Raw genomic sequence first — 25,110 nt, forward strand, 5'->3', positions numbered from 1 at the left:
CGGGCCGGTGGCAGCCGAGGCGACCGCTCGGGTCGTAGGCTTGCGCAGTGACCGATCCCGACCAGCGCCATGGACCCGGACCTGCCGAGCGTACGGCTGACCTGCCGACCCTCACCGACCCGGTTCTGGTGGCGGCGTTCGAGGGTTGGAACGACGCCGGTGACGCCGCGAGCACCGCGATCGAGCACCTGCAGCTCACCTGGGACGCGACGCCGCTGGCCGAGATCGACCCGGACGACTACTACGACTTCCAGGTCACCAGGCCGTCGGTGCGGATGGTGGACGGCATCACCCGCCGCGTGGAGTGGCCGACCACCAGGCTGGCGGTGTGCCGCCCGCCGGGGTCCGCGTTCGACGTCGTCCTGCTGCACGGCATCGAGCCGAACATGCGGTGGCGCAAGTTCTGCGCCGAGCTGCTGGAGCACGTGGAGCGGCTGGGCGTGACCACCGTGGTGACCCTGGGCGCGATGCTCGTGGACACCCCGCACACCAGGCCCGTCCCGGTGACCGGCACCGCCTACGACGCCGCCTCGGCCGCCCGGTTCGGGCTGCAACGCTCGCAGTACGAGGGGCCCACCGGGATCGTGGGCGTGTTCCAGGACGCCTGTGTACAGGCGGGTGTGCCGGCGATCTCGTTCTGGGCGGCCGTACCGCACTACGTGTCCAACCCGCCCTCGCCCAAGGCCACGCTGGCCCTGCTGCACCGGGTGGAGGAGGTGCTCGACCTGGAGGTGCCGCTGGGCGCGCTGCCCGAGCAGGCCGAGGACTGGGAGAAGACCGTCAGCGAGATGGCCGAGGAGGACGAGGACGTCCGCAACTACATCCGGGCCCTGGAGGAGCGCGGGGACGCCGAGATCCGGCTGACCGAGGCCAGCGGTGAGGACATCGCCGCCGAGTTCGAGCGGTACCTGCGCCGGCGCGGCCGACGCGGTGGAGGCGGTCCCGGCCCCGGTCCACGATGAGGCCGGGCGCCGGTCCCTGGGCGCGGCGACTGCCCGTTCTCGGGCTGTACGCGGGTGGCTTCCTGGGCCCCTTCGGCGGTGGTGTCGTCGCGTCGATGCTGCCCGAGCTGGGCGGCGACTTCGGTGTGTCGCCGGGGACGGCGGCGCTGTCGTTAACCGCCTACCTCGTGCCGTTCGGCGTGGTGATGCTCTTCTCCGGCACGCTCGGCGAGCGGTGGGGGCCGCGGCGGGCGGTACGGGTGGCCTATGTCACCTACGTCGTGGTGTCGGCGGTGTGCGCGCTGGCCACGACGTTCGACGTTTTCCTGGTCGGCCGCGCCGTGCAGGGCGTGGCCAACGCGTTCACCACGCCGCTGCTCCTGGCCGCGTTGGCGGCGGTGACGCCGACGGAGCGGCTCGGGCGCGCGCTGGGCTGGTTCGCCTCGCTGCAGGCGGCCGGCCAGACCTCGGCGCCGCTACTGGGTGGCCTGGCCGCCGAGGTCTCCTGGCGGTGGGCGTTCGTCGGGGTGGCCGGGATCGCCGCGGCGCTGGCCGTGCTGGGACTGCCGCCGGGCACCGGGGAGCGGGCCGCGGGGGCCACCGCCAGCCTGTGCTCGGCGTGGCGGCCGGCGGTACTGCGGGCGGGCGTGGTGGCGCTGGTCGGCTGGGGCTGTCTGGGCGGGCTGTCGTTCCTGGTCGCGATGCGGTTGGACGACGAGTTCGCGCTGGGTGCGGCCGGGCGGGGCCTGCTGCTCACCGGCTACGGGGTGGTCGGGCTGCTGACCGCCCGCCTGGTCGGGCGGGCCATCGACCGGTTCGGGGCGCGCCGGTGCGTGTTGGCCGGCGCGGCGTCGGGGGTCATGTTGCTGGTGGTGGTCGGTTCCGCGCCCTGGCTGCCGGTGGTCGGGCTGGCCTGGGCCGGTACCGGCGCGGCGACACAACTGATCCTGGTGGGTCTCAACGCCCTGGTGTTGGCCGGGTCGGCGGGAAACCGAGGCGGCGCGGTGTCGGTTGTACAGGCGTTGCGGTTCCTCGGAGGTGCGGCTTCGCCGGCCGTGTTCGTGCCGGTCTACCTCCCGCATCCCACGGCGGCCTTCCTGCTGCCGGCTGCCGTGCTGGCGGTCGTCGCCCCGCTGTTGCTCCCCCGCCCCGCCGCGATGGCCGTCCGGCAGCCCGCTGAGCGGTCGAGGACGTCCTGACGGCCCAGGACACCCTTCACGATGGGTGGGCGCGTCGGCGCCGGCCGTCAAGCGACCGGGCAGGTGGTCGGGCAAAGATCCAACGATGGGCGTAATCCGCATGCGATCGGCCGGGAGGTGGGCGACCATCGAGGCGGGTGCGCTGCCCCGCAGGGATTCGCCATTGGGCCGGTGACCTGCCAGAACCTCCCAGGTCTCGAGTTGAGGTCGAGACTCAAGGGTCTCGACCTCAACTCGAGAGTGAGATCAACGTCGCGATCTCCACCTCAACTCGAATCGCAGTGCTCCGAGCAGGCAGGACGCACCCGACTCAGCGGGCGACCACGTCGGCCGCGGAGTCCAGAACCTCGATCACCGGGTCCGGCTCCCGCCGCTCCTCCTCGGCGGCGAACTGCGTGTGGTACAGCTCCGCGTACCGGCCCCCGGCCGCGAGCAGCTCGATGTGCCGGCCCCGCTCCACCACGCGCCCGTCCTCCACGACGAGGATCTGGTCGGCGGTGCGGATGGTGGACAACCGGTGCGCGATCACCAGCGCCGTCCGCCCGGCCAACGCCTCGGTGAGCGCGGCCTGCACGGCGAGCTCGGACTCGGAGTCCAGGTGCGCGGTGGCCTCGTCGAGGATCACCACCCGCGGCTGGGCCAGCAGCAGCCGCGCGATCGTCAGGCGCTGCCGCTCCCCGCCGGACAGCCGGTACCCGCGCTCCCCCACGACCGTCTCCGGCCCGTCGGGCAGCGAGCGGACCAGGTCGTCGAGCCGGGCCCGGCGCAGCGCGTCCCACAGCTCGGCGTCGTCGGCGTCCGGCGCCGCATAGCGGAGGTTGGCCGCGATGGTGTCGTGGAACAGGTGCCCGTCCTGGGTCACCACCCCGACGGCCGCACGCAGGTCGGCGGAGCCGAGATCACGCACGTCGACGCCGGACAGCCGCACCGCGCCCGAGTCGACGTCGTAGAGCCGCGGCACCAGCGAGGCGATGGTCGACTTGCCCGCGCCCGAGGGGCCGACCAGCGCCACGACCTGTCCGGGCTCGGCGCGGAAGCTCACCCCGTGCAGCACCTGCTCGCCGCCCCGGGCGTCCAGCACCGCGACCTCCTCCAGCGAGGCCAGCGAGACGCGGTCGGCCGCCGGGTAGGCGAAGCGCACGTCGTCGAACTCGACCGAGACCGGCCCGGCGGGCAGCCGCTCGGGGTCCGGCCGCTCAATGATCATCGGTGGCAGGTCGAGCACCTCGAAGACCCGCTCGAAGGAGACGAGCGCCGTCATCACGTCCACGCGGGCGTTGGCCAGCGCGGTCAGCGGGGTGTAGAGCCGGGTGAGCAGCAGGGCCAACGTCACGACGGTGCCCGCGGCCAGTTCGCCGTGCAGGGCCAGCCAGCCGCCCAGCCCGTAGACCAGGGCGAGCGCCAGCGCCGACACCAGGGTCAGCGATGTCATGAACACCCGGGTGGCCATGGCGTTGCGCACCCCGATGTCGCGCACCCGGGCCGCCCGGACCCCGAACTCGGCGGCCTCCTGCACCGGCCGGCCGAACAGCTTCACCAGGGTCGCGCCCGGCGCCGAGAACCGCTCGGCCATCTGCGTGTTCATCGCGGAGTTGAGGGTGGCCGCCTCCCGCTGCAGGTTGGCGATGCGGCGACCGACCCGTCGGGCGGGTAGCACGAAGACCGGCAGCAGCACCAGCGCGAGCAGGGTCACCTGCCAGGAGAGCGTGATCATGACCCCCAACGCGAGCGCCAGCTGGATCACGTTGGTGACCACGCCGGACAACGACGAGGTGAATGCCCGCTGCGCCCCGATGACGTCGTTGTTGAGCCGGCTGACCAGGGCTCCGGTGCGGGTACGGGTGAAGAAGGCGACCGGCATGCGCTGCACGTGCTCGAACACGGCGCGCCGCAGGTCGTGGATGAGCCCCTCGCCGATCCGCGCCGAGTACCACCGCTCGGTGAGACCCACACCGGCGTCGGCGACCGCGATCGCCGCGATCAGCAGGGCCATCCCCACCACCAGGCCGGCGTCGCGGCCGCCCACGATCGCGTCCACCACGTGGCCGGCGAGCACCGGCGTGGCGACACCGAGGATCGCCGCGATCACGGTGAGCACGAGGAACACCGCCAGCTTCGCCCGGTGCGGGCGGGCGAACGCGAGCACCCGCCGCACGGTTCCCGAGCGAATCTTGCCGGTCGCCTCCCCGCGCCGCGCGGCGCTCATCATCAACATCCAGGTCGATTCCACGCCAGTCCTCCTCGTGCCCCGCCCCGCACACACCCGCGTCCGGGGTGAGGCAACGCCGAGGCGGGCAGAAAGCTTCCCGATCCGCTGTCGGCGATCGGGTCATCTCCCCAGGCAGCGGGCGTGTCGCCGGGAGGATTTTGCGGGAGGCGCACGCACTCGACCACCGGTTTTTCGATCTCGGAAGACGATGATCAGCTACGCGGGGTGGATGCTCGGGTGCGTGTTCCCGCCGGACGGCCAGGAGCGCCGAGCACCAGGCAGGTCCCCCTCGAGCGAGCAGAGCGCGCCACAGCGCGGGCAGATCTCCTGCCGCGGGTCCGGCTACCACGCAACGTCCGGGTGATCGTTGATGCCACGCGACAGGCCACCGTGAGGTCGACCATGGTTAGGTGCCGGTCATGCGGGGAACCGGTTCGGCTCGCTCGCCATCCGGCTACCCCGTCGGGTTTCCCCTTGCCGTCCCGTGTTGTCCGGTCCGTGCCGCGTTTGTTCCCCTTGTCCGGGCCGTGTTCGCGCCGGACACCGGAGGGCAGCCAGCAGCGCGGCGATGTCGCCGCCGCTGTCGGCGCGGCACGAACCCTCGTTCGGCGCCGGCGGAACGCCGAACGAGCGGTCTGGTGCTCAGTCGCCCAGACCCGCGGTCAGCTCCTGCAACCGACGGGCCTGCGCGGCCCGCTCGGCAGCCATCTGCGCCTGGAGGTCGGCCCCGTCGGCGGCGTGCGCGAGCAACGCGAGCGTCTCCCGCACCGCCCCTTCCAGGGGTCGCAACGCGGTGGCGACGATTTCGTCGACCGCGCTGTCCAGTTCGGACAGCGGAACGACGGTATTGGCCAGGCCGATCCGCACCGCCTCCTGCGCGTCGACCCGACGACCGCTGACGCAGATCTCGGCCGCACGGGCGTAGCCGACACATCGCACCAGCGGCAGGGTCCCACCCAGGTCGGGCACGATGCCCAGCCCGGTCTCGGCCATGCACAGCTGGGCATCCTCGGCCAGCACCCGCAGATCGCACGCCAACGCGAGCTGGAACCCGGCGCCGATCGCGTGTCCCTGCACGGCCGCCACGGTCAGCCGTGCCGGGTCGTGCAGCCACGCGAACCCGCGCTGGAACTGCGCGACGGTCGCCTCGATCTGGTCGGCCGGCGCTTTCGCCAGCTGGAACAGGCCGGGGGTTCCCCCCACCCCGTCCACACTGAACAGCCCGCGGTCCAGCCCTGCCGAGAACGACCGGCCCGCGCCGCGCACCACGACGACGCGGACCTTCGCGTCCAGTGCCTCCCCGATCGCCCGCAACGCCTCCCATGTGCGCGGGGTCTGCGCGTTGAGCACTTCCGGACGGTCCAACGTGATAGTTGCCCGTGCCCCCTCGACGTCCAGCCGGACGCCCCCACGGGTCAGCAGATCAGTGTCGATTGTCGAACCCGGCAAGCCGGTCTCCGATTCGATCTTGTTTTCGTCAGTTTGTCACTTCTTCTTGGTACGGGTGGCGCCACCGCGGCCCCGTAGCTGAACACCGGACTCGGTGAGCACACGGTGCACGAACCCGTAGGACCGGCCGGTGTTCTCGGCCAGCGTACGGATGCTCGCACCCTTCTCGTACTTCTTCTTCAGGTCAGCGGCCAGCTTCTCCCGCGCGGCGCCGGTAATGCGGGCGCCCTTCTTCAGGTCAGCTACCATGTCCCGCCTTCCTTCCGAGCAGGTCGGGCCACACTCGAGGCCCCTGTCGCCGCAATGATCGAACACCTAAGCCGCAAACGCCAGGTGATCATGGAAAATCATCGGTGCGTGGTCGCCCGGTTACCGGGCGCAGATCGACAGCTCGTGTGACCGCGGCCACCAGGGCCGGACGCCGGATCCGCCGGTGCCGATCGGCGCAACATCCGCCGCTCGACCGGCCCCGCCCTGCTCAGGCCAGCTGGACCAACTCGAGGTACTCCGCCGACCAGTGATCCTCGGTGCCGTCCGGCAGCAGAATCACCCGTTCCGGCTGCAGTGCCTCCACCGCGCCGGGGTCGTGGGTGACCAACACGACAGCTCCCTCGTACCGGCGCAGGGCGTCCAGCACCTGTTCCCGGCTGGCCGGGTCCAGGTTGTTGGTCGGCTCGTCGAGCAGCAGCACGTTCGCCGCGCTGGAGACGAGACCGGCCAGCGCGAGCCGGGTTTTCTCGCCACCGGAAAGGGTCCCCGCCGGCTGGTCGAGTTGCTCGCCGCGGAACAGGAACGTGCCCAGCAGGTTGCGCAGCTGTTGCTCGGGCGCGTCCGGCGCGGCGTGCCGGATGTTCTGCCAGACGCTGGCCTCGTGGTCCAGCGTCTCGTGCTCCTGCGCGTAGTAGCCGATCCGCAGCCCGTACCCGGGCACCACGCGGCCGGAGTCGGGTTGCTCCATACCGCCCAACAGTCGCAGCAGCGTGGTCTTGCCGGCACCGTTGAGCCCCAGCACGACGACCCGCGAGCCGCGGTCGATCGCCAGGTCGACCCCGGCGAAGACCTCCAGCGAGCCGTAGGACTTGGCCAGTCCCCCGGCGGTGAGCGGGGTGCGGCCGCACGCTGCCGGCTGGGGGAAGCGGATCCGGGCGACCCGGTCAGCCACCCGCTCTTCCTCCAGGTCGGCCAACATCCTGTCGGCGCGCTTGAGCATGTTCTGCGCGGCCACCGCCTTGGTGGCCTTGGCACGCATCTTCTCCGCCTGGGCCCGCAACGCCGACGCCTTCTTCTCGGCGTTGGCGCGTTCCCGCCGGCGTCGCTTCTCGTCGGCGGCGCGCGCCTGGAGGTAGCGGTCCCAGCTCATGTTGTAGATGTCGGCCTCGCCGCGGGTGGCGTCCAGGAACCACACCTTGTTGACGACCGCGGCGAGCAGCTCCACGTCGTGGCTGATGACCACCAGGCCGCCGGTGTGTGCCCTGAGGAAGCCGCGCAGCCAGGCGATGGAGTCGGCGTCGAGGTGGTTGGTGGGCTCGTCGAGCAGCAGTGTGGTGTTGGACCTGCCGCCCGCACCGGCCTCGGCCGCGGCGAACAGGATGCGGGCGAGCTCGACCCGCCGCCGCTGGCCGCCGGAGAGGGTGCGCAGGTCCTGTTCCAGGACGCGGTCCTCCAGGCCGAGATTGGCGCAGATCCGGGCCGCCTCGCTCTCGGCGGCGTAGCCGCCCAGCGCGGCGAAGCGCTCCTCCAGCTGGCCGTAGCGGCGGACGGCGACCGCGCGCTCGGCGTCGTCGATCAGCTCGGCCATGGCCGACTGCGCCTTCTCCATGTCGCGCAGCAGCTGGTCGAGCCCGCGCGCGGAGAGCACCCGGTCCTTGGCGGTGACGTCCAGGTCGCCCTCGCGCGGGTCCTGCGGCAGGTAGCCCAGCTCTCCGGTGCGTTGCACCGCGCCGGCGTAGGGCTGGCCCTCGCCGGCCAGCACGCGCAGGGTGGTCGTCTTGCCGGCGCCGTTGCGGCCCACCAGGCCGATCCGGTCGCCCGGCTGGATGCGGAGGGTGGCGTCGGACAGCAGGATTCGCGAGCCGGCCCGCAGTTCGAGGTCGGTGACAGTGATCAAAGGAGGACTCCGCGCCGATCGTGGGGTTCTTTCGAATACCGGCCGTCTGCCCACCGGCCAAGAATGCCGGCGGGCCCAGCAGGGCTAATCAGCCGTGTGAACCACCACGCGGCCAGTCTAGGGGAGGTCGGCGAGCGGTTTTCCGCCCGGGCGGGTCGCACCAACCCTGGCTACCCACCAGTAACCCCGTCTACAGTCCGGACATGACTTCGCCCACACAGGACTTCGCCGGCAAGTCCGTCCTGGTCACCGGGGCTAGCCGGGGTATCGGCCACGCGATCGCCGCCGAGCTGCTCTCCCGGGGTGCGAGCGTGACCGTCACCGCACGCAAGGCTGAGCAGCTGGCGGCCGCGGCCGAGCAACTGGCCGACACCGTGCCCGACGGTGCGGAGAGGGTGCTGGCCGTGCCCAGCAACGCGGGCCGGCCGGAGGAGCGCGAGCACGCCGTGGAGCAGGTGATGGCCCGCTTCGGTCGGCTGGACGTGCTGGTGAACAACACCGGTATCAACCCGGTGTTCGGGCCCCTCATGGACGCCGACCTGGGGGCGGTCAGCAAGATCTTCGACGTCAACGTGGTGGCCGCGCTCGGGTTCGTGCAGCTGGCCTGGAAGGCGTGGCTGGCCGAGCACGGCGGTGCGGTGGTGAACGTGTCCTCGGTGGCGGGGCTACGTTCCTCCGGCGTGCTGGGCGCCTACGGCGCGAGCAAGGCGGCGTTGATCCGGCTCACCGAGGAGCTGGCGTGGCAGCTCGGCCCGGGGGTGCGGGTCAACGCGGTGGCGCCGGCGACCGTGAAGACCAGGTTCGCCGAGATGCTCTACGCCGCGCGCGAGGAGGACGCCAGCGCGGCCTACCCGATGAAGCGGCTCGGTACGCCCGAGGACGTCGCGCACCTGGTGGCCTTCCTCGTCTCCGACGCCGCGTCCTGGATCACCGGGGAGACGGTACGGGTGGACGGGGGCCTGCTGGCCACCGGTTCCCTGGGCTGACCCGGGAGTCCGGGTCAGGTCGGGTCGACCACGACCACCTCGACGCAGCGTGCCCGCGCCGCGGCCTCGTCGAGCACCGACCGGCGCGGTTCGCCGACGTCGAGTACCCGGGGCTCGGCCCGGTCCAGCAGTTCGGCCAGTCGCGGATCCGCGCGCAGTGCGTCCAGCGCGCCGCGGTCGCCGCCGACCACGACGGCGTCCAGCTCGGTTCCGAGCAGGACGCGCGCCACGGTGTCGGCGGCGGCGCGCAGGGCCTGCCGGGCCTGGCCCTCCCGGCGGCGGGCGAAGCGCTGCTGGGACCAGCCGCCGGCCTTGTGCCGGCCGTGCACCAGCCGCCGGTCGGTGGCGGAGGCGACTACCCTCGACCCCTGGGCGACCCCGACGCTGAAGCCGCCCAGCCGGACCAGCACCAGCCCGATCCGCCGCGGCCGCAGGAGGTGGGTCACCAGCGGCTCCACCGCCAGGCCCGGCACCTCGCCGGTCGCCGTCGCAAGCGGTTCGAACGGCACGGCGACCTCGGCCCGGGCGCCGTCGCTCGCGTGGACCACGACCCGGCGCGGCGAGCGCTCGGTGCGCACCACCCCGCCGTGCCGGTCGGCGAACCGGTCGAACCAGCCGGACAGTCGTTCCGGCTCCACCTCCACGGCACGGCCGCCACCGGCGACCTGGCGAACCCGGCTCATCGCGGCGCGACGGCGACCCACACCGGAAGCGGGTGCCCGCTCTCGGCCGGGGCCAGCCGCTGCACAGCGGCGAAGCCGGCACGCGCGAACGCGTCGGAGACCTCGGCGGCGGTCAGTACCCGGTGCCGGGTCGACACCGCACACGCGATCTCCCAGCCACCGTGGTCGCGGACGAGCTGCACGACCTCCAGGCCGTAGCTGGAGCCGTCCTCGGCCCAGTCCCACAGCTGCACGGTCACCTGGCGTTGGTCCCCGCGGCCGACGACCCGGGGTGGGGGTGCGGTGGGGCGCAGCTGGCTGAGCCGGTCCAGCTCGGGCACGGCGGCCACGAACAACCCACCCGAGCGCAGCGCGGCCCGGGCCGCGGCCAGCGAGGCCACCAAACCGCCGTCGTGGGCCAGCCGGGGCAGCAGGTCGTCGGGGGCGCGCACCACGTCCACCGGTGGCTCCGCCGCGCCGTCGAGCACGTCGAGCAGGTCGACCGTGTGGTACGGGTCGCCGCCCAGGACGCACCGCGCCACCTCGGCCAGCGCGTCGCCGGTGTCACGCGGGGCCAGCACGGCGTCCCCCACGGTCGCGGTCCGCATGCGCTGCTCGGTGATCATCCGGGACAGGGTATGGGCCGGTGGCCGGTGGGCATGCGGCACCCCGCGACGGTGGGCCGCGCCGTCGGGCCGGCCGGCTGGGCAACTGGGGTTGGTCCACTCCGGACTCTGCTTCGCGAGGTGTTGGACGGGCCGGACCACCCTAGGACCGCCGGTTGGACACCGGCAGCACCTGACAGGGTGATCCGGACGGTCACAACACGAACGCGTCCGTCCACAGTCGACCGGAGCGACCGGTCAGCGCGTCCATCATCGCCCCGGCCTGGTTGTCGGTCAGCGAGGCGACGAAGTCCACCACGGCCCGCCCCCTGGCCAGCGCACGCACGCCGTCGCGTCCGCGCGGCGGCTCGCCGGTCGCGTCGACCAGGACCTCCGGGGCCAGCCCGAACAACGTCGTGTACTCGGCGTCGGCGAGTTCGACCAGGTCGTGCAACCGGCGCGGCAGGCGGGCGGCCTCCTGGCGGTCGGTGAGCCACTGGTCGAGCGCCTCGACCAGCGCGGTCAGCAACCGCGCCTGGCCGCGCTGGTGCAGGGCCAGGTCCGGGCGGGCCAGCACGAACCGGTGGTGCACGAACTTGAGGACCTGCACCTCGTGCCAGTGCTGCACGGACAGCACCGCGTGGGCGGCCCGTGGGTGTGGCTCGGCCAGTACCGCCACCCCGTCGACCAGCCGGGCCGTCCAGCGCGCCGAGAAGTCCGCCACGGCCTGCTCGGCCTCCACCGACCCGTCGAACGGTGCGGCGAGCAGTCCTTCCACCAGTTCCCGGCGGACGTTGCCGACGGCTGCGGCGAACGCCTCGTCGTCGACCACCCACGAGTCCTTGGCGTGCAGCCGGCGACGGAGCTGCTCCAGCGAGCAGCCCGGGCGACGTGCCTGTTTGTCCAGCTCGGTGGTTTCCATGCCGGCCAGCTCCAGCGCACCGGACTGCCAGGCATTCAGTTCGGCCGACACGGTCGCGTGCTGCAGCACGCCCACCCGGTGGAAGTCCTCCAGGTCGTGGATGGCGTAGGCGATGTCGTCGGCGATGTCCATCACCGCCGCCTCCACGGTCTGCTGCCACGGGTCGATCCGGCCGGCGAAGGGTGCCCGCGCCTGGGTGAAGTCGTCCAGTTCGGTGACATAGGCGGAGAACTTGGCCGAGCCGGTGCCCGGCATGTCCGGCGGCTCGCCCGCGCCGCGCGGCAGGATCGCCATGGTTCGCGGGTGTGGCTGCGGGTGGGAGAGCCGGGTCCACGGGTACTTGAGCACGGCGGCCCGGGTGGCGGTGGTGAGATCCAGCCCGGACACCGTGGGCCCGCGTACGTCGGTCGTGGTGATGATGCGGAAGGTCTGGGCGTTGCCCTCGAAGCCGTCCGGCAACCCGAACCGGTGCCGGGCGAGCCGGTCGAGCACCTGCTCGCCGATGTGGCCGAACGGGGGATGCCCCAGGTCGTGCGCGAGGGCGGCGGCCTCGACCACGTCCGGGTCGCAGCCGCCGAGCCGGCGCAGTAGCACGGCGACGTCCGCCTGGGCGGTGAGCCGCTCGGCGATCGCCCGCGCCACCTGCGCCACCTTGAGGCTGTGCGTGAGCCGGTTGTGCACCAGCAGGCCGGACCCGGTCGGGCTGACGACCTGGGTCACCCCGCCCAGTCGGGCGAAGAACGGGGAGGCGGCCACCCGGTCGCGGTCCACCCGGAACGGGCTGGCCGCCAGGTCCGCCGGGGCCGGGCCACGGCGCTGGCCGGCGGAGCGGCGTACGTGTCGCGGGTCGACCTCACGCATGCCGCGACGTTAGTCCGCGGATCGTGCCGGGCGCATGGGGGCCACCCCCTGCCACCCGTGGGTCGGTGCTGCCTCGCGGTGCCTCATCGGGCCGAACGGCGACCCGGGGTACGGCCGGGACACCCTGGAGCTGCCGGCATCGTCGCCCCGGTGGGCATGTCGGGCGCTGCCGGGACTCTCCGACGCCGTTTCCCGGCGCGGCCGCCCGGCTCGTGGTGTCATGCGGGCGTGGACGTGCTCGTCGTCGGGGCCGGACCGGCCGGGACCGCACTCGCCGGGGCGTGTGCCCGGCGCGGGCTGCGCACGGCACTACTCGCCCCGGCGCCGGACCGGCCGTGGCGGGCCACGTATGCGGCCTGGCGTCACGAGCTCCCGCCGCTGCCCGCCGAGGCCATCGCGGCCCGGGCCAGCCGCGCCTACGCCATCGCCGCCGGGCCGCACCTGCTGCCGGAGTACGTCGTGTTCGACAACGACGCGTTGCGGGTCCACCTGGCACGGTCCGAGGTGGCCGTCCACCGGGGCCGGGCGGTCGCGGTCACCCACTCCCCCACCGACAGCACCGTGCACCTGGCCGACGGCCGGCATCTGGTGGCCGCGGTCGTCGTCGACGCCACCGGCCGGTCGAGGGTGCTCACCGGCGGCCCGCCGCGGTTCACCGTGGCCGAGCAGACGGCGGTGGGCGTGAAGGTCCCGCACGACGTCGCCGCTCCCTTGTTGGGAAGCGCGGACGCGTTGTTCATGGACTGGCGCCCAGCGCCGGACCAGACCGGCGGCTGGCCCACCTTCCTGTACGCCTTGCCGCTGTCGGGTGGCCGCGTGCTGCTGGAGGAGACGTCGCTCGCGCGCCGTCCCGGTTTGCCGCTGGTGGTGTTGCGGCGCCGGCTGCTGTCGCGGTTGGACGCGATCGGGGTACCCGTGGCGGAACTCCCCGAGGACGAGGAGCGCGTGCGGTTCCCGCTCGACCTGCCGTTGCCCGGTGCCGGGCGGGTGGTCCCGTTCGGTGTTGCGGCCGGACTGGTGCACCCGGCGACCGGTTACAGCGTCGCCACCTCGCTGGCGCTGGCCCCGGCGGTGGCTCGTGCGATCGCCGAGGCGCTGCTGTCGGGACCGGTCGACGCGGCCACGGCGGCGCGCCGGACACTGTGGTCGCCGGCGGCCCTGGGCGTCCATCTGTTGCGCCGCAGGGGGCTCGCGGCGGTGCTGTCACTGCCGCGTGACGGGGTCCGTGAGTTCTTCGAGCTGTTCTTCAGCCTGCCGGCGCGGCACCGGGACGCGTTCCTGACCGGGCGGGAGGACCTGACGGGGACGGCGGCCGCCATGACCGCGTTGTTCAGCGCCGCGTCGTGGCCGCTGCGGCTCCATCTGGGCCTGACGACGCTCGGGCTCCGGCGCGCCGGAGCCTGACCCGGTCGCGGCGTGCCGCGGGTGCGGCGGGGGCCCGGACATCCCGATGAACAAAAAGTGAAACCCCGGGGCGAAATGTCGCACTCGCGCTGAGCCACTAGGCAGCATGGAGCGGTGCCCGCGGTGCTGGACCAAGTCCGCTTCGCCTTTCAACCGCTGGTCAACCTCAACACCGGCGGTGTTGTCGCCATGGAGGCCCTCGCCCGCCTCCCGGGGCACCACGTGTTCGAACTGCTGGACGCCGCGGTCCAGGAGAACCGTCTCGTCGAAGTGGACGTGGGACTCGCGGTGCGCGCCGTCTCCTCGGCCACCGAGCACGAGACGTTGCTGCCACTGCACCTGAACCTGCAGGCGGAGACCGTGAGCCACGGGGCCGCGGTGCTGGACCCGGTACGCGAGATCCTGGCCGCGGCCGGCCGGCGGACCCGCGAGGTCACCCTGGAACTGGGCGGGCAGCTGTGCCACCTGGCGGCGGACACGGTGCTGCGGGCGGTGGACGAGCTGCGGGCGGCCGGCTTTCGGGTGGCCCTCGACCAGTTGGGCGCCACCGATGTGCCGCTGGGGCTCCTCGCCGACACCCGGGCGGACCTGCTCAAGCTGGACCGGAGGCTGATCGGCGGGCTGCCCCGGGACCGCGACCGGGTGGCGTTGCTGGAGGCGCTGGTGCATCTGGCCACCCGCTCCCGCGCCGGTCTGGTCGCGGTGGGCGTGGAGGCCACGCACCAGCTCAACGCGTTGCGCCGGCTCGGCGTGCACCTGGTGCAGGGCAACCTGTTGGCCCCGGCCGCCAGGCGCCCGGTCGACCGGGTCTCGATCGCCACCCCGGTCAGCGAGGCGACCGACCCCGGCACCCGGCTGGCCACCCCGGTCACCGCCGGACCCCGGGTCACCGAGTTCCTGCACCCCGCGGTGACGTTGCCCGCCACCGCCACCGCCGAGGAGGTGCGCCGGGTCCTGGCCGACCGGCCGACGTTGAGCGGCGTGGTGCTGGTCGACGAGCAGGACCGTCCGCTGTGGACGGTCGACCGGAACCGGTTCCTGCTCGCGGTCACCGGACCGTACGGGCACGCGTTGCACGCCAAGCGGTCGGCCGACCGACTGGCCGACGAGCCGCGCACCGTGGGCACCGCGACCACCGCGCTCGAAGTGCTCGATGTCGTGGCGGCCACCGACCCGCAGCGCCGCTACGACGACGTGGTGGTGGTCGACGACGCCGGCGGCTGCCTCGGTGTCGTGCGGATCAGCGACATCGTGCGCGGGATGGCCGAGATGAAGGTGGAGGAGGCGGCGGCGCTCAACCCGCTGACCCGGCTGCCCGGCAGCGACGCCGTCGCCCACGACGTGCACCGCCGGATCGCCGAGGGCCAGGTCTTCGCGGTGGGCTGGCTGGACGTGGACGGGTTCAAGGGTGTCAACGACACCGCGGGGTTCTCCGCCGGTGACGACCTGATCCGGGCGGTGGGCCGCAGCCTCACCGACGCGGCCGCCGCGTTGTCGTCGGTGTTCGTCGGCCACGTGGGCGGCGACGACTTCCTGGTGGTGGCCGAGCTGGACGACGTGGTGCCGCTGGTGTCGGCGGTGCTCGACCCGCCCCGGGTCGTCGACGGCAGGGCCGTGACGTTGTCGCTGGCCACGCTGGTGTGCGCGCCGGGCAGCGTGACCGACCACGGCGAGGTCTCCCGGCTGCTCGCGCCGCTGAAGCAGCACGCGAAGGCATTGCGCGGCTCGAGCTGGGTGATGGGTCGGCCGGGGTCGTCGCGGATCGACGTGTTGCGGGGTACCACTGCCCCCTCGCAACGCCAGCCGGACGGCTCCCCCACCCATCCGCAATGGGCGGGCGGGGTGGGCTGAGGCCCCCGCCCGCAGCCGGTCAGTGCGCGTCGAGCAGTGACTCGCGGAGCGCCCGGAACTCCGCGGCGAGGTCGGCGAGCTGGTAGTTGGCGTTGAGGCCGCTGGGATTCGGGAGCACCCACAACCCGGAGTCCGCCAGGCGCTCGGGTTGCGGTCCCACCCTGGCAGCGCGCCGGTCGAACGCCGTCCGGTAGGCGGTGACCCCGACGACGGCGACCACGCGCGGCCGGTACCGCCGCGCCATGCCGGCGAGACGGTCGCGCCCCGCCCGGAGCTCGGCCGTGGAGAGTTCGTCGGCGCGGGCGGTCGCGCGGTTGACCAGGTTCGTGATGCCGAGCCCGTAGGCGAGCAACAGGTGTTGCTCGTCGGGCCGGAGTTGCCGCGAGGTGAAACCGGCACGATGCAGCGCCGGCCAGAACCGGTTGCCCGGGCGTGCGAAGTGGTGCCCGGTCGCACCGGAGTACAGGCTCGGGTTGATCCCGCAGAAGAGCACGTCGAGGCCGGGCGCGACGACCTCGGGGATGGCTTGGTCGCGGGCGGCCAGCAGCTGGTCACGGGTGGGACGCATCTCCCCCAGTCTCGCAGGGCCGCGTCGGAGGACTTGAACTTCCAGCCAAGGGGAAGTCATACCGTCGGGGCCGGATGGGCGAGGGAAGCTGGTGACGATGGCCGACGAGCGAGTGTTCACCGTCCACGGGATGAGCTGCACGGGCTGCGCGGACCGCATCGAGGGCGTACTCCAGCGCCTCGAGGGCGTGACTCGGGTGAACGCCGACCACCGGTCGGGTGTGGTCCGGGTGCGCTTCAACGAACAACAGGTCTCCGAGAATGATCTCGTGGAGCGGATCGAATCAGCGGGATACCAGGTGACTCGACCGACACCGCGTTGATCATTCTCGGCTCGTTTTCCGGCAGCCATCGGTTACCCGGAGGGGTGAACGAAGCTTCTCGGACCGACATCACCGCGGATCCGCCGAATCCGGGCGACATCCCAACAATAGCTGTGCGTTTCGATCGTCTTCCCGTAACGAGGGCAGGAAACAGCGAACGGTGGAGAGGGGCCGCGACGAATGAGCGACACCACCCGAAATTCGAAGTGGGCCGGAAACGATCAACCGGGCGCGCACCAGCTGGCAGCGTTGCGAATGAAGATCGGCGGCATGTCGTGTTCCTTCTGCACGAACACGATTCGTCGTGCCTACGAGCGGATCGAGGGCGTGCACGAGGTCGGGGTCTCGCTGGCCCACGAGGAGGGCCTGGTCAGGTACGACCCGGAGAAGGTCGACGCGGACCGGCTCAGGCGGGTCCTGGTCCCCGTACCGCACGTGGCCAGCCTCGGCCAGGTGCCCGACGTCGCCCTCGGTGAGGTCTACGTCTTCACCAACGGGGTTCAGCCCGACGGCCCGCGCGGCCCGTTCGGCTTCCAACCGGACGTCTTCCCCACCGCCCCGGGCGATCCCGGCTACACCCCACTGCGCCGAATCGTCCTGCTCACCTGGAACGACGGGAGCGAACCGCGTCTGCTGCGCTCCGTTCGAGGAAGTCCAGGACGCGATGGCCGCGGATCGGCTGCGACGAGAGCCTGCTTTCGCCGTGGTCAACATGCCACTGCTGACCTGGCCTGGCGGACAGCGCTGACCGACGGCCAGCCATCACGCGTTGTCTGGGGTGGCAACGGAAAGGGCGAGCTGGAACCTGTCGAACGGCTCACCCACCACCCGCTTTTCTTGCAGGATCAGCGACACTCCACCCACGACGGTGGGGTCGTCGTTGCTCGATTGTCGTCAGGGCGGCAGTTCTCGCGAGGCGCTGGTACCGGCAACAGCGGGCGGCGTCAGCCGGACGTGCCGGTCTGTCCACTTTCCGACGACCGACGGGAGCGGACGTGGTCGATGATCCGGCAGGTGCAGCCTTCCGGCTCCGGCAGGGTGTCGGCGAGCCGGTCGATGTCGATGAGCTGGTCGCGGAGCCGAGCCAGCTCCGCGATGCGCAGGCCGATCTGCTCGACCTCGCGCCGCAGCACCTGGCGGACGTACTGGCAGGGCTGCTGGCCACGGTCCCGCAGGGCGAGGATCTCCCGGATCTCGTCGAGGGTGAGCCCCAACCGCTGCGCGGCCTTGATGAAGGTGATGCGCTCGACGTCGGGCTCGGAGTAGCGGCGGTGCCCGGAGGACGTGCGTTGCGGGGCGGGGAGGAGGTCGATCTCCTCGTAGTACCGGATCGTCTTGCTGTTGACGCCCGCCCGGCTCGCCAACGCGCCGATCGGCATGTCAGGGGTCATCGGCACCCACCTCCAGCACACCAGTATGCCAGCCAAACCTCCATCCGGCTGGAACTCCACTGCGAACATGAGCCACCCGCCCGGTCGTCACCGGGTCACGAGGCCCGCCACGTGCTCGGCAATGGGCTCGGGGCTGTCCTCCATCAGGAAGTGCCGCCCCGGCAGGAGCGTGGGACCGGGGATTCCGGCCGCGTGGGCGGCGATCTTGCCGTGGTGGTCCGCCCGCAGCGCCGGGTCGTCGCGGCCCCAGAGCACCTGGACCGGGCGCCCTTCCGCGGCGAGGACGCCGCTGTAGAGCCGGGTCTTGTCCGCCGTGGTCTCGAACGAGCGCATGATCTTCAGGAACGCTTTGCCGCCGTCTGTCTGGCGCAGCAGCCGATGATGCACGTCGATCTCGGCATTGCTGACGATACTGCCCGGGACCAGGCCGATTGTCCGGATCAGCGTACGGAGGACGAGGCGCGAGGTTCCGCGCAGCCAAAGCCCGCCCAGTACGGGAACGGCGAACGGCGCCATCGGCCACGGCTTGCGGAAGGTGTGCGCGGTAACGATGGTGTCGAGCACCGTGACCGAGCGGATGCGTTCCGGGACGGCCGCGGCGAACTCGAAACCGACCGGACCACCGATGTCGTGCACCACGAGGTGCACCGCGTCCAGGCCGAGCGCCTCCACGGTCGCGGTCAGGTGCCGGCCCAGGCCCGTCCACGAGTAGTCGAAGTGCTCCGGACGCCCGGACAGGCCGGTGCCGGGCAGATCCGGTGCCACGGCCCGTAGGCCCCGCGCGGCGAGAGCCGGCAGCAGGCGCCGCCACACCCACGACGAGACCGGGACGCCGTGCACCAGCAACACGGTCTGCGCGTCCGGCCCACCACCCTCGTCGCGCACGAACGTGCTCACGCCACCGACGTCGACGGCCCGGCCGGCCGCCTGATGTTCGGCAAGCAACGCAGCGGCCTCCATTCCCCGTACCGTAGCGCCGGGAGGGCGAACGCACAGCACACCGGGAACTCACGGGGCCAGCCCCAGTTCGGCCTGCGGAACCCCGACGAGCAGGGTGAGCACGTAGTCGACCGGCGACCGGGGCGGCAAGCCGATCTCCCGTGGGTCACGCGGGGCCGGATCCGGACGCAGGCAGATCGCCGCGACCCCGACACCGTGAACCTGGTACTCGAACACGTCCACCCTGGATGTTCCGGAAATGCGGTTCGGGCTCCGCAACGTCTGCCGACCCAGTTGCTCCACCTGGCTGCGTAGTGGGGCCGCCGGATGCGGAGCCTGGCGCCGGATCGGACCGCTGTCGGTAAACCGGGTTACACAAGGCCGGATGGCGCGGGAAAGCTCACCGGATCGTGACCGGATGTCACTGAGAACGCGGCGATCCAGGCCGAAACCTGTCACCGCACTGACACTCTGCCGTCACTGGCCGGCTCGAGTGGAATGTCATCGAGAGTAGACGATTGAGGAGGTCGTGATGTTGCGTGCGGTATGGAACGGCACGGTGCTCGCGGAGACACCGCGGACGGTACGGGTGGAGGGCAACCACTACTTCCCGCCGGAGTCACTGCGCAGCGAGTTCTTCGCCGACAGCCCGACCACCTCGCTGTGCCCGTGGAAGGGTGTCGCGCGGTACTACAACCTGATCGTCGAGGGCCAGCTGAACCCGGACGCCGCGTGGTACTACCCGAAGCCGAGCCCGCTGGCCCGGCGGATCAAGGACCACGTCGCGTTCTGGAACGGCGTTTGGATCGAGGGTGAGGCCGAGGGCGAACCGCCCGGCCTGTTCTCCCGCGTGCGCGCGCTCTTCGGGGCACAGCGGTAGATCACGGCGACGTGCGCCCGCCAGCGCACATGTCGTTCGGGTGATCCAGTGTCACCTACCTGACAATCCCCGCGCCGCAGGTTGCTCGCTCGTGCTGACCATGCGGTGTCGGGCGGTCAGCGCTGTCCAGCGTCGAACGGGCCCGTCCCCCAATCTCGTTGGCAGAGAGGATGTTTCATGCTTCGGCCTCGTCCCTGGATTGTCGGCATCCTGGCCGCGACCGTCCTTCTCGGTGGATGCGGCGGTCCCACCTCCTCGTCGACCCAGGCCGCGGGCTCGTCGGCACCTCGGGCGAGCGAGCCCGCACCCGCTCCCGCTCCCGCGGCGCCCAAGGAACTGCAGTTCCAGGCAACGACCCTGGACGACACCCCGTTCTCCGGCGAGTCGTTGGTCGGCAGGAATGCCGTGGTGTGGTTCTGGGCGCCGTGGTGCGCGATCTGCCGCAAGGAAGCGCCGCAGGTCACCGCCGCGGCCCGACGGCACGCCGGTGACGTGCAGTTCGTGGGGATCCCGGGAGCGGCGAAGGTACCGGAGATGAAGGAGTTCGTCGCCGAACAGAAGCTTGACGCCTTCCCCCAGGTCGCCGACACCGACGGCGGCCTGTGGTCCCGCTTCGGGGTGACCGGGCAGCCCGCGTACGCGTTCATCTCGGCCGACGGCAAGGTCGACGTGGTGCAGGGCTCGTTGCAGGAGCAGCAGCTGGACGAGCGTGTTCGCCAGCTGACCGGGGCATGAGCGGCGTTCCCGTCGCGCTGGCCTTCACCGCGGGCACGCTTGCCGCCTTCAACCCGTGCGGCTTCGCGCTCCTGCCGACCTACCTCTCGCTGTTCGTGGCCGGTGGTGGCAGCACCCCGGCCGGTGGGAGGGCCGCCGCGTTACGCCGGGCCCTGGCCGCGACCCTCGCGATGACAGGCGGCTTCGTCACGGTCTTCGGGTTGTTCGGGCTCGTCGTCGCCCCGCTGGCCACCTCGGTCGAGCGTTACCTGCCCTGGCTGACGGTGGTGATCGGGATCGCGCTGGTCGGCCTGGGTGGTTGGCTGTTGGCGGGCAAGGAGGTCGTGGTCTCCACGCCGAAGCTGCGCACCCGCGGTGATCCCGTCCGGTCCTCCGCGTCGATGGTCCTGTACGGGATCTCCTATGCGGTCGCGTCGCTGTCCTGCACGATCGGACCATTCCTCGCACTGACCACCGCCGCGCTGCGTGCCGGCAGCCTGGTCACCGCGTTCGGCGTTTTCGCGGCCTACGCGGCTGGGATGGGCCTGGTCGTCGGGATCCTCACGCTGGCGGCGGCCCTCGCCCAGCAGAGCCTCATCACGCGCATGCGGCAGGTCATGCGGTACGTGTCCCGCGCCGGTGGTGGCCTGCTGGTGCTCGGCGGCCTCTACGTGACCTACTACGGCTGGTACGAGCTGCGTGTGCTGGGCGGTGATGTGGGTGACGACGCCGTGGTCGGGGCCGTCACGCAGGTCCAGAGTGCGGTCGTGCGCTTTCTGACCGGTCTGGGGCCGTGGCCTCTGATCGGGGTGCTCGCCGTACTCCTGGCCGCCGTTGTGGCCAGCTCCCTGCTCCGCCGGCGGAGTCGGGCGGCCCGGCGAGCGCAGCCGGATGACGAGCACGTCGCCAACAGCCGTTCCGGGCGGCCGTGAAGGCGGCTACCAACGCAACCGGCTGCGGGCCGAGTCCAGAGTTCCCGGAGCGGCTCGCGGGGCTTGCGGGGCCGGGTGGGCGGGCGGAACGGGCGCATGGTGTCGCCCCGGCCGCTGCCCATCCGCCCGCCCACCCGTCAGCGGATCCGCCTCAGCTCAGGGCTGGGGCGGCCGGCACGTCCAGGTCGGTCTGCGCGTAGTGGTTGAAGTAGTTGGTGTAGAGGTTCACCGCGACGTGGACGAACAGCTCGGTGAGCTCCTCGCTGCTCCACCCGGCCGCCAGCGCGTCCTGCCAGCTCTGCTCGTCGACCTCGCCGATGTCGCGGGTGATCTGCCGCGCCAGGGCCAGCAGGGCCGCCAGCTTGGCGTCGAAGTCGGCCCGCCCCGCACGAATCGCCACGGTCTGGTCCACGGTCAGCCCCGCCGCGGTCCCCGACAGGGTGTGCGCCGCTTGGCAGTAGCCGCAGTTGTCGACCGCGCCCACCGCGAGAGCGATGGCCTCCCGGGTCCGTGCGTCGAAGGTGCCGTGCTCGGCGATCGCCGCCTGCAACCCGGCGTAGGCGGCGAGCACCACCGGCGAGTGCGCCATCTCGCCGTGGATGTTCATCACCTTCCCGAGCTTCGCCTGCAGCCCGGCCAACAGGTCCTTGGCCGCCGCCGGTGCGTCCGCCACCGAGTGCACAGGAATGCGGGCCACGAGAACTCCTCCTTCGGATGTCCCTCACCATCCCGGGTCGGAGCGGCGGGCGCCGCGCGAAGGGGGCCGGGTGGCCGGCCCCCTTCTCGAGTCCCCACCTGAGATGATTTCGGATGGCGTTCGGTCGCCAGAGAAGGCACTGACAAGTACCGAACACGTTTATCCAGCGCCGAGCACCCCCATGACCGACAGTTGAATGTCAGTCAGGGGACACTCTTCGCCCGGGCGCTCCACCGGAACGGCCCCGCCGGCCAAGGGCAGGAGGCGGATCAATATGGACAGTGGCCGGTGGCACAGGTACCTCCGGCACTATCACGAGGAGAACGCGGGCGTCACCGAACGGTTGTTCGCCTTGCTGGACGCCTCCCCCTACTCCTGGCTGGTGGAGCCGATACGCGGCCGCGAGGGTCCCACCCTGGACCTGGCCTGCGGTTCGGCACCCACGCGTGATCTCCTGGCCGGCCAGCGGTGGGTGGGAGTCGACGTCTCGTTCGGTGAACTCCAGCGCGCGATCCGCAACGGACGTGGGCCCGTCGTCCTCGCGGCGGCGGAGGCACTGCCGCTGGCGGATAACACGATCGCGGCGGTGAGCGCGGCGATGTGTTTCCCGGTGTTCACCGACCTGGACCGGGTGTTCGCCGAACTGCACCGGGTGTCGCGTCCCGGCGGGTTGCTCACCGCCCTGGTGCCCTCGCGGCTCGGACCGCGGCTCGCCGGGCTGCGGTGGCTCCGGCTGCTGCGTGCGATCGGTGTGCGCGACCTGTCCTGGCCCAGCCCACAGGCTCGGGACGGCCTGCCGGGGCTCCTGCACAGGGCAGGGTGGTCCATTGTGGACAACGAACGGCGGGTGTTCCGCCTGGAGATCACGGACCCGCCGGCTGCCGATCTCCTTCTCGACAGCCTGTACCTCCCGGAGGCGCACGCGGAGAAGCTTTCGCAAGTGAGGCAACGGATTCGTGTCTGCGCGCGTCCCGACTGGTGGCTACCACTCCCCCTCCGCCGCGTGGTCGCCCAGCTCCCCACGAAGTCGCCGTGATCGGCAGCTGGCACCCACGTGACAACCATCCACTGTGGATCTTGGTCGGGCTGATGACATCAGCGCTTCCCAGGGAGAGTCATTCGGCGGGTGCGACGGAGCGGGCGCCGTCGGCATAGGCGGCCAGTCGGGCCGGGTGGCGGACGAGGATCCGGCCGCGGCGGAGACCGATGAGGTCGTGCCGGGCGAGCTCACCGAGTGCCGTGGTCGTGCGTTCCCGTGTCGCACCCACCAGCGCGGCCAGCTGCTGGTGGGTCAGCCGCACCGGTTCGGCCGGGGTGTGCCGGGCGAGCTGGCAGAGCGTGGCGGCCAGCCGCTCGTCGAGCGTCTTGCAGGTGAGGTCGGCGAGCCGCTGCTCGAGGTCGCAGATGCGGTTGCTGAGCTGCTCGGCGATGCGCACCGCGATCCGCGGGTCGGCGAACAGCAGCTGCCGGACGTCGCTGCGGCTCATCAGGCACAGCTCGCCGGGTTCGAGCGCCTCCGCCCAGGTCGCGCCCATCCGCAGGCCCAGCAGGTCCATCTCGCCGAACACCGTGCCCGGGCCGAGGACGGTGGTGGTCACGGTGCGGCCGTCCCGGGCGACGCGGTAGAGCCGCACCCGGCCGCGCTTGACGATGAGCAGTACCGGGCTCGGGTGCAGTGGGGAATAGACGACCTGCCCCGGGGCGACGGTGTGCAGCGGTGCGCGCGCACCCAGCGCGGCCTTCTCGCGGCGGGTCAGGTCGCGGAACAGGTCTACTTCGGCCAGACAGAGTGGATCGTCGGCCGGCTGGGCTGCGCCGGTCATCAGGTCAGTCATCGTCGACCGTGACGACCCCGCTGTCCAGTCGGCGCAGCAACTCCGCCGGCTCCGGGTTGCCCAGCGAGACGACCACCTCGCCGAGCAGGTACGTGGGGACACCGATCACGCCTTCGGGCAATGACGCCCCGGGGCGTTCGGCAAGGTCGACGACCTCGACCGGGTAGCCCGGCCGGGCGTGCCGCACCGTCTCGGCAAGCGTCCGCGCGGTGCGGCAGCCCGAGCACCCGGGCGCAACGTAGATCCGCAGGGGCGGTCGTCGGTCACGCGTGGCCACGACGGCGCAGCCCGAACAGGGTCGCGGCCGTGACCAATCCGTAGAGCACGTGGCCCATCAGGCTCTGCCACGCGGTCGCGTTGAACACGAACACCGGCATGCCGAGCCATGCGGGCATGATCAGCAGACCCCCGAGGACCCACCAGACCACGCCGTACGCGGCCCCGTAGCCCAGCAGTGCGCCGATTCCGGCGGCCGGGACGATGAGCCCGAACAGGGCCCCGATACCGGCCGAGATGACCAGGTGCACGATCGCGCCGACCACGGCGCTCTCGCTGCCGACGAGCATGGCGACCATGGGCAGGAAGCCCATCATCGCCATCAGGATCCCGAACACGATGCCCCCGGCGATCCCGGCGACTGCCCCGGTCAACGCCCGGGACACCAGCGCGGGAAAGGTCACGGGGTGAGCGGCTGTGGACACGACCAGCTCCCTTCGTCCCACCCGATCCAGCAGTGGCGGTGCCGGGCCCCACGCTGGGCGGGTCGGTGGGAGCCTGTCGGCGACCTCGGTTACACAACACCCCAAGGCCACCCAATCGGATTAACCGGCTACTACCGGGCGAGCTTGGCCAGGCCGTCCGGGTCCAGGACGTCGATGGCGGCGTAGCGCACCCCGACCAACCCGTCCCGCTCCAGCTCCTTGAGGATCTTGTTCAGGGAGGGGCGTTGCGCGCCGAGCATGGCGGCCAGGGTGCGCTGGGGCAGCGGCACCTGCCCGTCCACGGCCTCGTCGAGCAGCAGCTGGGCCACCTGTGCGGTCAGGCTCCGGCCCAACAGGCCCAGCAGCCGGCCCTGGCTCGCGGCCAGCCGCGAGGCCACGCTGGACAGCCACCGCCGGGCGATCGGGAGGCTGGTGGCCAGCAGGTGCTCGAAGTCCGAGGCGGTCAGCGACAACAGCGTGGCGTCGTCGAGCACGCGGGCGCTGTAGGGCAACGGCATGTCCAGCAGCAGGGAGATGTCGCCGTCGACGTCGCCGGGCCGCAACACGCCGACCACGGCCCGCCGCCGGCCCGAGCCCACCGACAGCTCGACCCGCCCCTCCCGCACGATCCAGACCCCTGCCGCAGGCTGTCCACCCTGGAAGAGCAAGGTTCCCCGCTCCACGCGGTGTTGCTTGAGGGTGTGGGCCAGGGCCGCGACGGCCTCGGGCGTCAGCGGGGCGGACTCCCCGCGACCAACACAGCGGGCCACCCAGGCCGCCTGCCGGATCGCCGCCTCCTCCTGCCCGGCCGCGCCGAGCAGCCGCATGGCCTGATCCATTGCGGCGGACGGAAGACGTGACAGCGGCATAGCCCCATCCTGGCACCACCCTGACAGGTGACGCTTGTCCGGCACTGAATCGTTCCGATAACGGTC

The 25,110-nt window shown here is 72.0% G+C and carries 26 protein-coding genes and 1 pseudogene; 11 read left to right on the plus strand and 16 right to left on the minus strand.

Annotation, left to right across the window (positions count from 1 at the left end):
• The first annotated feature begins 47 nt into the window (after positions 1-47).
• Both IEY55_RS17800 and IEY55_RS17805 read left to right on the plus strand, forming a co-directional pair.
• The gene (locus IEY55_RS17800; RefSeq protein WP_373290027.1) at positions 48-962 is read left to right on the plus strand and encodes a PAC2 family protein; all 915 of its coding nucleotides are present in this window, start codon (positions 48-50) and stop codon (positions 960-962) included.
• Positions 959-2,140, plus strand: a complete 1,182-nt coding sequence (locus IEY55_RS17805; RefSeq protein ID WP_189059281.1) for an MFS transporter — start codon at positions 959-961, stop codon at positions 2,138-2,140. Before IEY55_RS17800 ends, IEY55_RS17805 begins: the two co-directional genes overlap by 4 nt.
• Before the next feature lie 310 nt (positions 2,141-2,450).
• On the opposite strand, the gene IEY55_RS17810 is transcribed toward IEY55_RS17805, so the two are convergent.
• The 4 genes from IEY55_RS17810 to IEY55_RS17825 form a co-directional block, all read right to left on the minus strand.
• Positions 2,451-4,370 carry an ABC transporter ATP-binding protein gene (locus IEY55_RS17810; RefSeq protein WP_189059283.1) on the minus strand — a complete coding sequence of 640 codons (1,920 nt, stop codon included), beginning with the start codon at positions 4,368-4,370 and terminating at the stop codon, positions 2,451-2,453.
• A gap of 621 nt (positions 4,371-4,991) precedes the next feature.
• Positions 4,992-5,798, minus strand: coding sequence for an enoyl-CoA hydratase/isomerase family protein (locus tag IEY55_RS17815; RefSeq protein ID WP_189059284.1), 807 nt, complete (start codon positions 5,796-5,798; stop codon positions 4,992-4,994).
• A gap of 36 nt (positions 5,799-5,834) precedes the next feature.
• Positions 5,835-6,047 carry a helix-turn-helix domain-containing protein gene (locus tag IEY55_RS17820; protein WP_189059286.1) on the minus strand — a complete coding sequence of 71 codons (213 nt, stop codon included), beginning with the start codon at positions 6,045-6,047 and terminating at the stop codon, positions 5,835-5,837.
• Positions 6,048-6,276: 229 nt separating this feature from the next.
• Positions 6,277-7,905 carry an ABC-F family ATP-binding cassette domain-containing protein gene (locus tag IEY55_RS17825; RefSeq protein ID WP_189059287.1) on the minus strand — a complete coding sequence of 543 codons (1,629 nt, stop codon included), beginning with the start codon at positions 7,903-7,905 and terminating at the stop codon, positions 6,277-6,279.
• Positions 7,906-8,108: 203 nt separating this feature from the next.
• Here IEY55_RS17825 and IEY55_RS17830 point away from each other — a divergent pair, with 203 nt between their 5' ends.
• Positions 8,109-8,891: an SDR family oxidoreductase gene (locus IEY55_RS17830; RefSeq protein WP_189059289.1), complete on the plus strand. Its 783-nt coding sequence runs from the start codon at positions 8,109-8,111 to the stop codon at positions 8,889-8,891.
• Between the two features lie 14 nt (positions 8,892-8,905).
• On the opposite strand, the gene IEY55_RS17835 is transcribed toward IEY55_RS17830, so the two are convergent.
• The 3 genes from IEY55_RS17835 to IEY55_RS17845 form a co-directional block, all read right to left on the minus strand.
• Complete coding sequence (locus tag IEY55_RS17835; RefSeq protein ID WP_189059456.1) at positions 8,906-9,574, minus strand: acVLRF1 family peptidyl-tRNA hydrolase; 669 nt, start codon at positions 9,572-9,574, stop codon at positions 8,906-8,908.
• Positions 9,571-10,179, minus strand: a complete 609-nt coding sequence (locus IEY55_RS17840; protein ID WP_229686491.1) for a hypothetical protein — start codon at positions 10,177-10,179, stop codon at positions 9,571-9,573. The genes IEY55_RS17835 and IEY55_RS17840 overlap by 4 nt, the downstream gene beginning before the upstream one ends.
• A 193-nt stretch (positions 10,180-10,372) precedes the next feature.
• Positions 10,373-11,941 (minus strand): deoxyguanosinetriphosphate triphosphohydrolase family protein, encoded by a 1,569-nt coding sequence (locus IEY55_RS17845; RefSeq protein ID WP_189059291.1) that lies wholly within the window; start codon positions 11,939-11,941, stop codon positions 10,373-10,375.
• A gap of 228 nt (positions 11,942-12,169) precedes the next feature.
• Between IEY55_RS17845 and IEY55_RS17850 the strand changes: the two genes are divergently transcribed.
• Positions 12,170-13,345, plus strand: coding sequence for a lycopene cyclase family protein (locus tag IEY55_RS17850; protein WP_229686492.1), 1,176 nt, complete (start codon positions 12,170-12,172; stop codon positions 13,343-13,345).
• A 114-nt stretch (positions 13,346-13,459) separates the two neighbouring features.
• Positions 13,460-15,196 (plus strand): GGDEF domain-containing protein, encoded by a 1,737-nt coding sequence (locus IEY55_RS17855; RefSeq protein ID WP_229686493.1) that lies wholly within the window; start codon positions 13,460-13,462, stop codon positions 15,194-15,196.
• A gap of 19 nt (positions 15,197-15,215) precedes the next feature.
• Here IEY55_RS17855 and mug read toward each other — a convergent pair whose 3' ends face one another.
• Entirely contained in the window at positions 15,216-15,764 is a 549-nt protein-coding gene (gene mug, locus IEY55_RS17860) for a G/U mismatch-specific DNA glycosylase (protein ID WP_189059293.1), read from the minus strand.
• 97 nt (positions 15,765-15,861) lie between these two features.
• Here mug and IEY55_RS17865 point away from each other — a divergent pair, with 97 nt between their 5' ends.
• Both IEY55_RS17865 and IEY55_RS33235 read left to right on the plus strand, forming a co-directional pair.
• Positions 15,862-16,086, plus strand: coding sequence for a heavy-metal-associated domain-containing protein (locus IEY55_RS17865; protein ID WP_189059295.1), 225 nt, complete (start codon positions 15,862-15,864; stop codon positions 16,084-16,086).
• Positions 16,087-16,341: 255 nt separating this feature from the next.
• Positions 16,342-16,719: pseudogene (locus tag IEY55_RS33235) on the plus strand (heavy-metal-associated domain-containing protein); the annotation flags it as partial.
• A 311-nt stretch (positions 16,720-17,030) separates the two neighbouring features.
• On the opposite strand, the gene IEY55_RS17875 reads toward IEY55_RS33235, so the two are convergent.
• The 3 genes from IEY55_RS17875 to IEY55_RS17885 all read right to left on the minus strand — a co-directional run bounded on the left by IEY55_RS17875 (position 17,031) and on the right by IEY55_RS17885 (position 18,719).
• Positions 17,031-17,477 (minus strand): heavy metal-responsive transcriptional regulator, encoded by a 447-nt coding sequence (locus tag IEY55_RS17875; protein ID WP_189059297.1) that lies wholly within the window; start codon positions 17,475-17,477, stop codon positions 17,031-17,033.
• Between the two features lie 87 nt (positions 17,478-17,564).
• Positions 17,565-18,437: an alpha/beta fold hydrolase gene (locus tag IEY55_RS17880; RefSeq protein WP_189059299.1), complete on the minus strand. Its 873-nt coding sequence runs from the start codon at positions 18,435-18,437 to the stop codon at positions 17,565-17,567.
• A gap of 48 nt (positions 18,438-18,485) precedes the next feature.
• Positions 18,486-18,719 (minus strand): hypothetical protein, encoded by a 234-nt coding sequence (locus IEY55_RS17885; protein ID WP_189059301.1) that lies wholly within the window; start codon positions 18,717-18,719, stop codon positions 18,486-18,488.
• Positions 18,720-18,948: 229 nt separating this feature from the next.
• Here IEY55_RS17885 and IEY55_RS17890 point away from each other — a divergent pair, with 229 nt between their 5' ends.
• The 3 genes from IEY55_RS17890 to IEY55_RS17900 all read left to right on the plus strand — a co-directional run bounded on the left by IEY55_RS17890 (position 18,949) and on the right by IEY55_RS17900 (position 20,942).
• Positions 18,949-19,296 (plus strand): DUF427 domain-containing protein, encoded by a 348-nt coding sequence (locus IEY55_RS17890; RefSeq protein ID WP_189059303.1) that lies wholly within the window; start codon positions 18,949-18,951, stop codon positions 19,294-19,296.
• A gap of 177 nt (positions 19,297-19,473) precedes the next feature.
• The gene (locus IEY55_RS17895) at positions 19,474-20,031 is read left to right on the plus strand and encodes a redoxin family protein (RefSeq protein ID WP_189059305.1); all 558 of its coding nucleotides are present in this window, start codon (positions 19,474-19,476) and stop codon (positions 20,029-20,031) included.
• The gene (locus tag IEY55_RS17900) at positions 20,028-20,942 is read left to right on the plus strand and encodes a cytochrome c biogenesis CcdA family protein (RefSeq protein ID WP_189059307.1); all 915 of its coding nucleotides are present in this window, start codon (positions 20,028-20,030) and stop codon (positions 20,940-20,942) included. The genes IEY55_RS17895 and IEY55_RS17900 overlap by 4 nt, the downstream gene beginning before the upstream one ends.
• A gap of 151 nt (positions 20,943-21,093) precedes the next feature.
• On the opposite strand, the gene IEY55_RS17905 is transcribed toward IEY55_RS17900, so the two are convergent.
• Positions 21,094-21,639, minus strand: a complete 546-nt coding sequence (locus IEY55_RS17905; protein WP_189059309.1) for a carboxymuconolactone decarboxylase family protein — start codon at positions 21,637-21,639, stop codon at positions 21,094-21,096.
• Between the two features lie 274 nt (positions 21,640-21,913).
• Between IEY55_RS17905 and IEY55_RS17910 the strand changes: the two genes are divergently transcribed.
• Positions 21,914-22,675, plus strand: a complete 762-nt coding sequence (locus IEY55_RS17910; protein WP_189059312.1) for a class I SAM-dependent methyltransferase — start codon at positions 21,914-21,916, stop codon at positions 22,673-22,675.
• Between the two features lie 79 nt (positions 22,676-22,754).
• Here IEY55_RS17910 and IEY55_RS17915 read toward each other — a convergent pair whose 3' ends face one another.
• The 4 genes from IEY55_RS17915 to IEY55_RS17930 all read right to left on the minus strand — a co-directional run bounded on the left by IEY55_RS17915 (position 22,755) and on the right by IEY55_RS17930 (position 25,044).
• On the minus strand, positions 22,755-23,474 hold the full coding sequence (locus IEY55_RS17915) for a Crp/Fnr family transcriptional regulator (protein ID WP_229686494.1): 720 nt from the start codon (positions 23,472-23,474) through the stop codon (positions 22,755-22,757).
• Positions 23,467-23,751, minus strand: coding sequence for a thioredoxin domain-containing protein (locus IEY55_RS17920; RefSeq protein WP_189059314.1), 285 nt, complete (start codon positions 23,749-23,751; stop codon positions 23,467-23,469). Before IEY55_RS17920 ends, IEY55_RS17915 begins: the two co-directional genes overlap by 8 nt.
• Entirely contained in the window at positions 23,738-24,175 is a 438-nt protein-coding gene (locus tag IEY55_RS17925) for a hypothetical protein (protein WP_229686495.1), read from the minus strand. Before IEY55_RS17925 ends, IEY55_RS17920 begins: the two co-directional genes overlap by 14 nt.
• Positions 24,176-24,306: 131 nt before the next feature.
• A complete protein-coding gene (locus tag IEY55_RS17930; RefSeq protein ID WP_189059315.1) occupies positions 24,307-25,044 on the minus strand; it encodes a Crp/Fnr family transcriptional regulator in 738 nt (245 codons plus the stop codon).
• Positions 25,045-25,110: the final 66 nt, after the last annotated feature.

Source organism: Longimycelium tulufanense (assembly GCF_014645795.1).
GTDB lineage: Bacteria > Actinomycetota > Actinomycetes > Mycobacteriales > Pseudonocardiaceae > Longimycelium > Longimycelium tulufanense.

Bases quoted from the DNA above. Each gene is read 5' to 3' on its own strand.
- IEY55_RS17805 (WP_189059281.1), top strand. From the start codon at position 959: ATGAGGCCGGGCGCCGGTCCCTGGGCGCGGCGACTGCCCGTTCTCGGG.
- IEY55_RS17820 (WP_189059286.1), bottom strand. From the start codon at position 6,047: ATGGTAGCTGACCTGAAGAAGGGCGCCCGCATTACCGGCGCCGCGCGG.
- IEY55_RS17830 (WP_189059289.1), top strand. From the start codon at position 8,109: ATGACTTCGCCCACACAGGACTTCGCCGGCAAGTCCGTCCTGGTCACC.
- IEY55_RS17835 (WP_189059456.1), bottom strand. From the start codon at position 9,574: ATGAGCCGGGTTCGCCAGGTCGCCGGTGGCGGCCGTGCCGTGGAGGTG.
- IEY55_RS17840 (WP_229686491.1), bottom strand. From the start codon at position 10,179: ATGATCACCGAGCAGCGCATGCGGACCGCGACCGTGGGGGACGCCGTG.
- IEY55_RS17845 (WP_189059291.1), bottom strand. From the start codon at position 11,941: ATGCGTGAGGTCGACCCGCGACACGTACGCCGCTCCGCCGGCCAGCGC.
- mug (WP_189059293.1), bottom strand. From the start codon at position 15,764: ATGCGTCCCACCCGTGACCAGCTGCTGGCCGCCCGCGACCAAGCCATC.
- IEY55_RS17865 (WP_189059295.1), top strand. From the start codon at position 15,862: ATGGCCGACGAGCGAGTGTTCACCGTCCACGGGATGAGCTGCACGGGC.
- IEY55_RS17875 (WP_189059297.1), bottom strand. From the start codon at position 17,477: ATGACCCCTGACATGCCGATCGGCGCGTTGGCGAGCCGGGCGGGCGTC.
- IEY55_RS17880 (WP_189059299.1), bottom strand. From the start codon at position 18,437: ATGGAGGCCGCTGCGTTGCTTGCCGAACATCAGGCGGCCGGCCGGGCC.
- IEY55_RS17890 (WP_189059303.1), top strand. From the start codon at position 18,949: ATGTTGCGTGCGGTATGGAACGGCACGGTGCTCGCGGAGACACCGCGG.
- IEY55_RS17895 (WP_189059305.1), top strand. From the start codon at position 19,474: ATGCTTCGGCCTCGTCCCTGGATTGTCGGCATCCTGGCCGCGACCGTC.
- IEY55_RS17900 (WP_189059307.1), top strand. From the start codon at position 20,028: ATGAGCGGCGTTCCCGTCGCGCTGGCCTTCACCGCGGGCACGCTTGCC.
- IEY55_RS17910 (WP_189059312.1), top strand. From the start codon at position 21,914: ATGGACAGTGGCCGGTGGCACAGGTACCTCCGGCACTATCACGAGGAG.
- IEY55_RS17915 (WP_229686494.1), bottom strand. From the start codon at position 23,474: ATGACTGACCTGATGACCGGCGCAGCCCAGCCGGCCGACGATCCACTC.
- IEY55_RS17930 (WP_189059315.1), bottom strand. From the start codon at position 25,044: ATGCCGCTGTCACGTCTTCCGTCCGCCGCAATGGATCAGGCCATGCGG.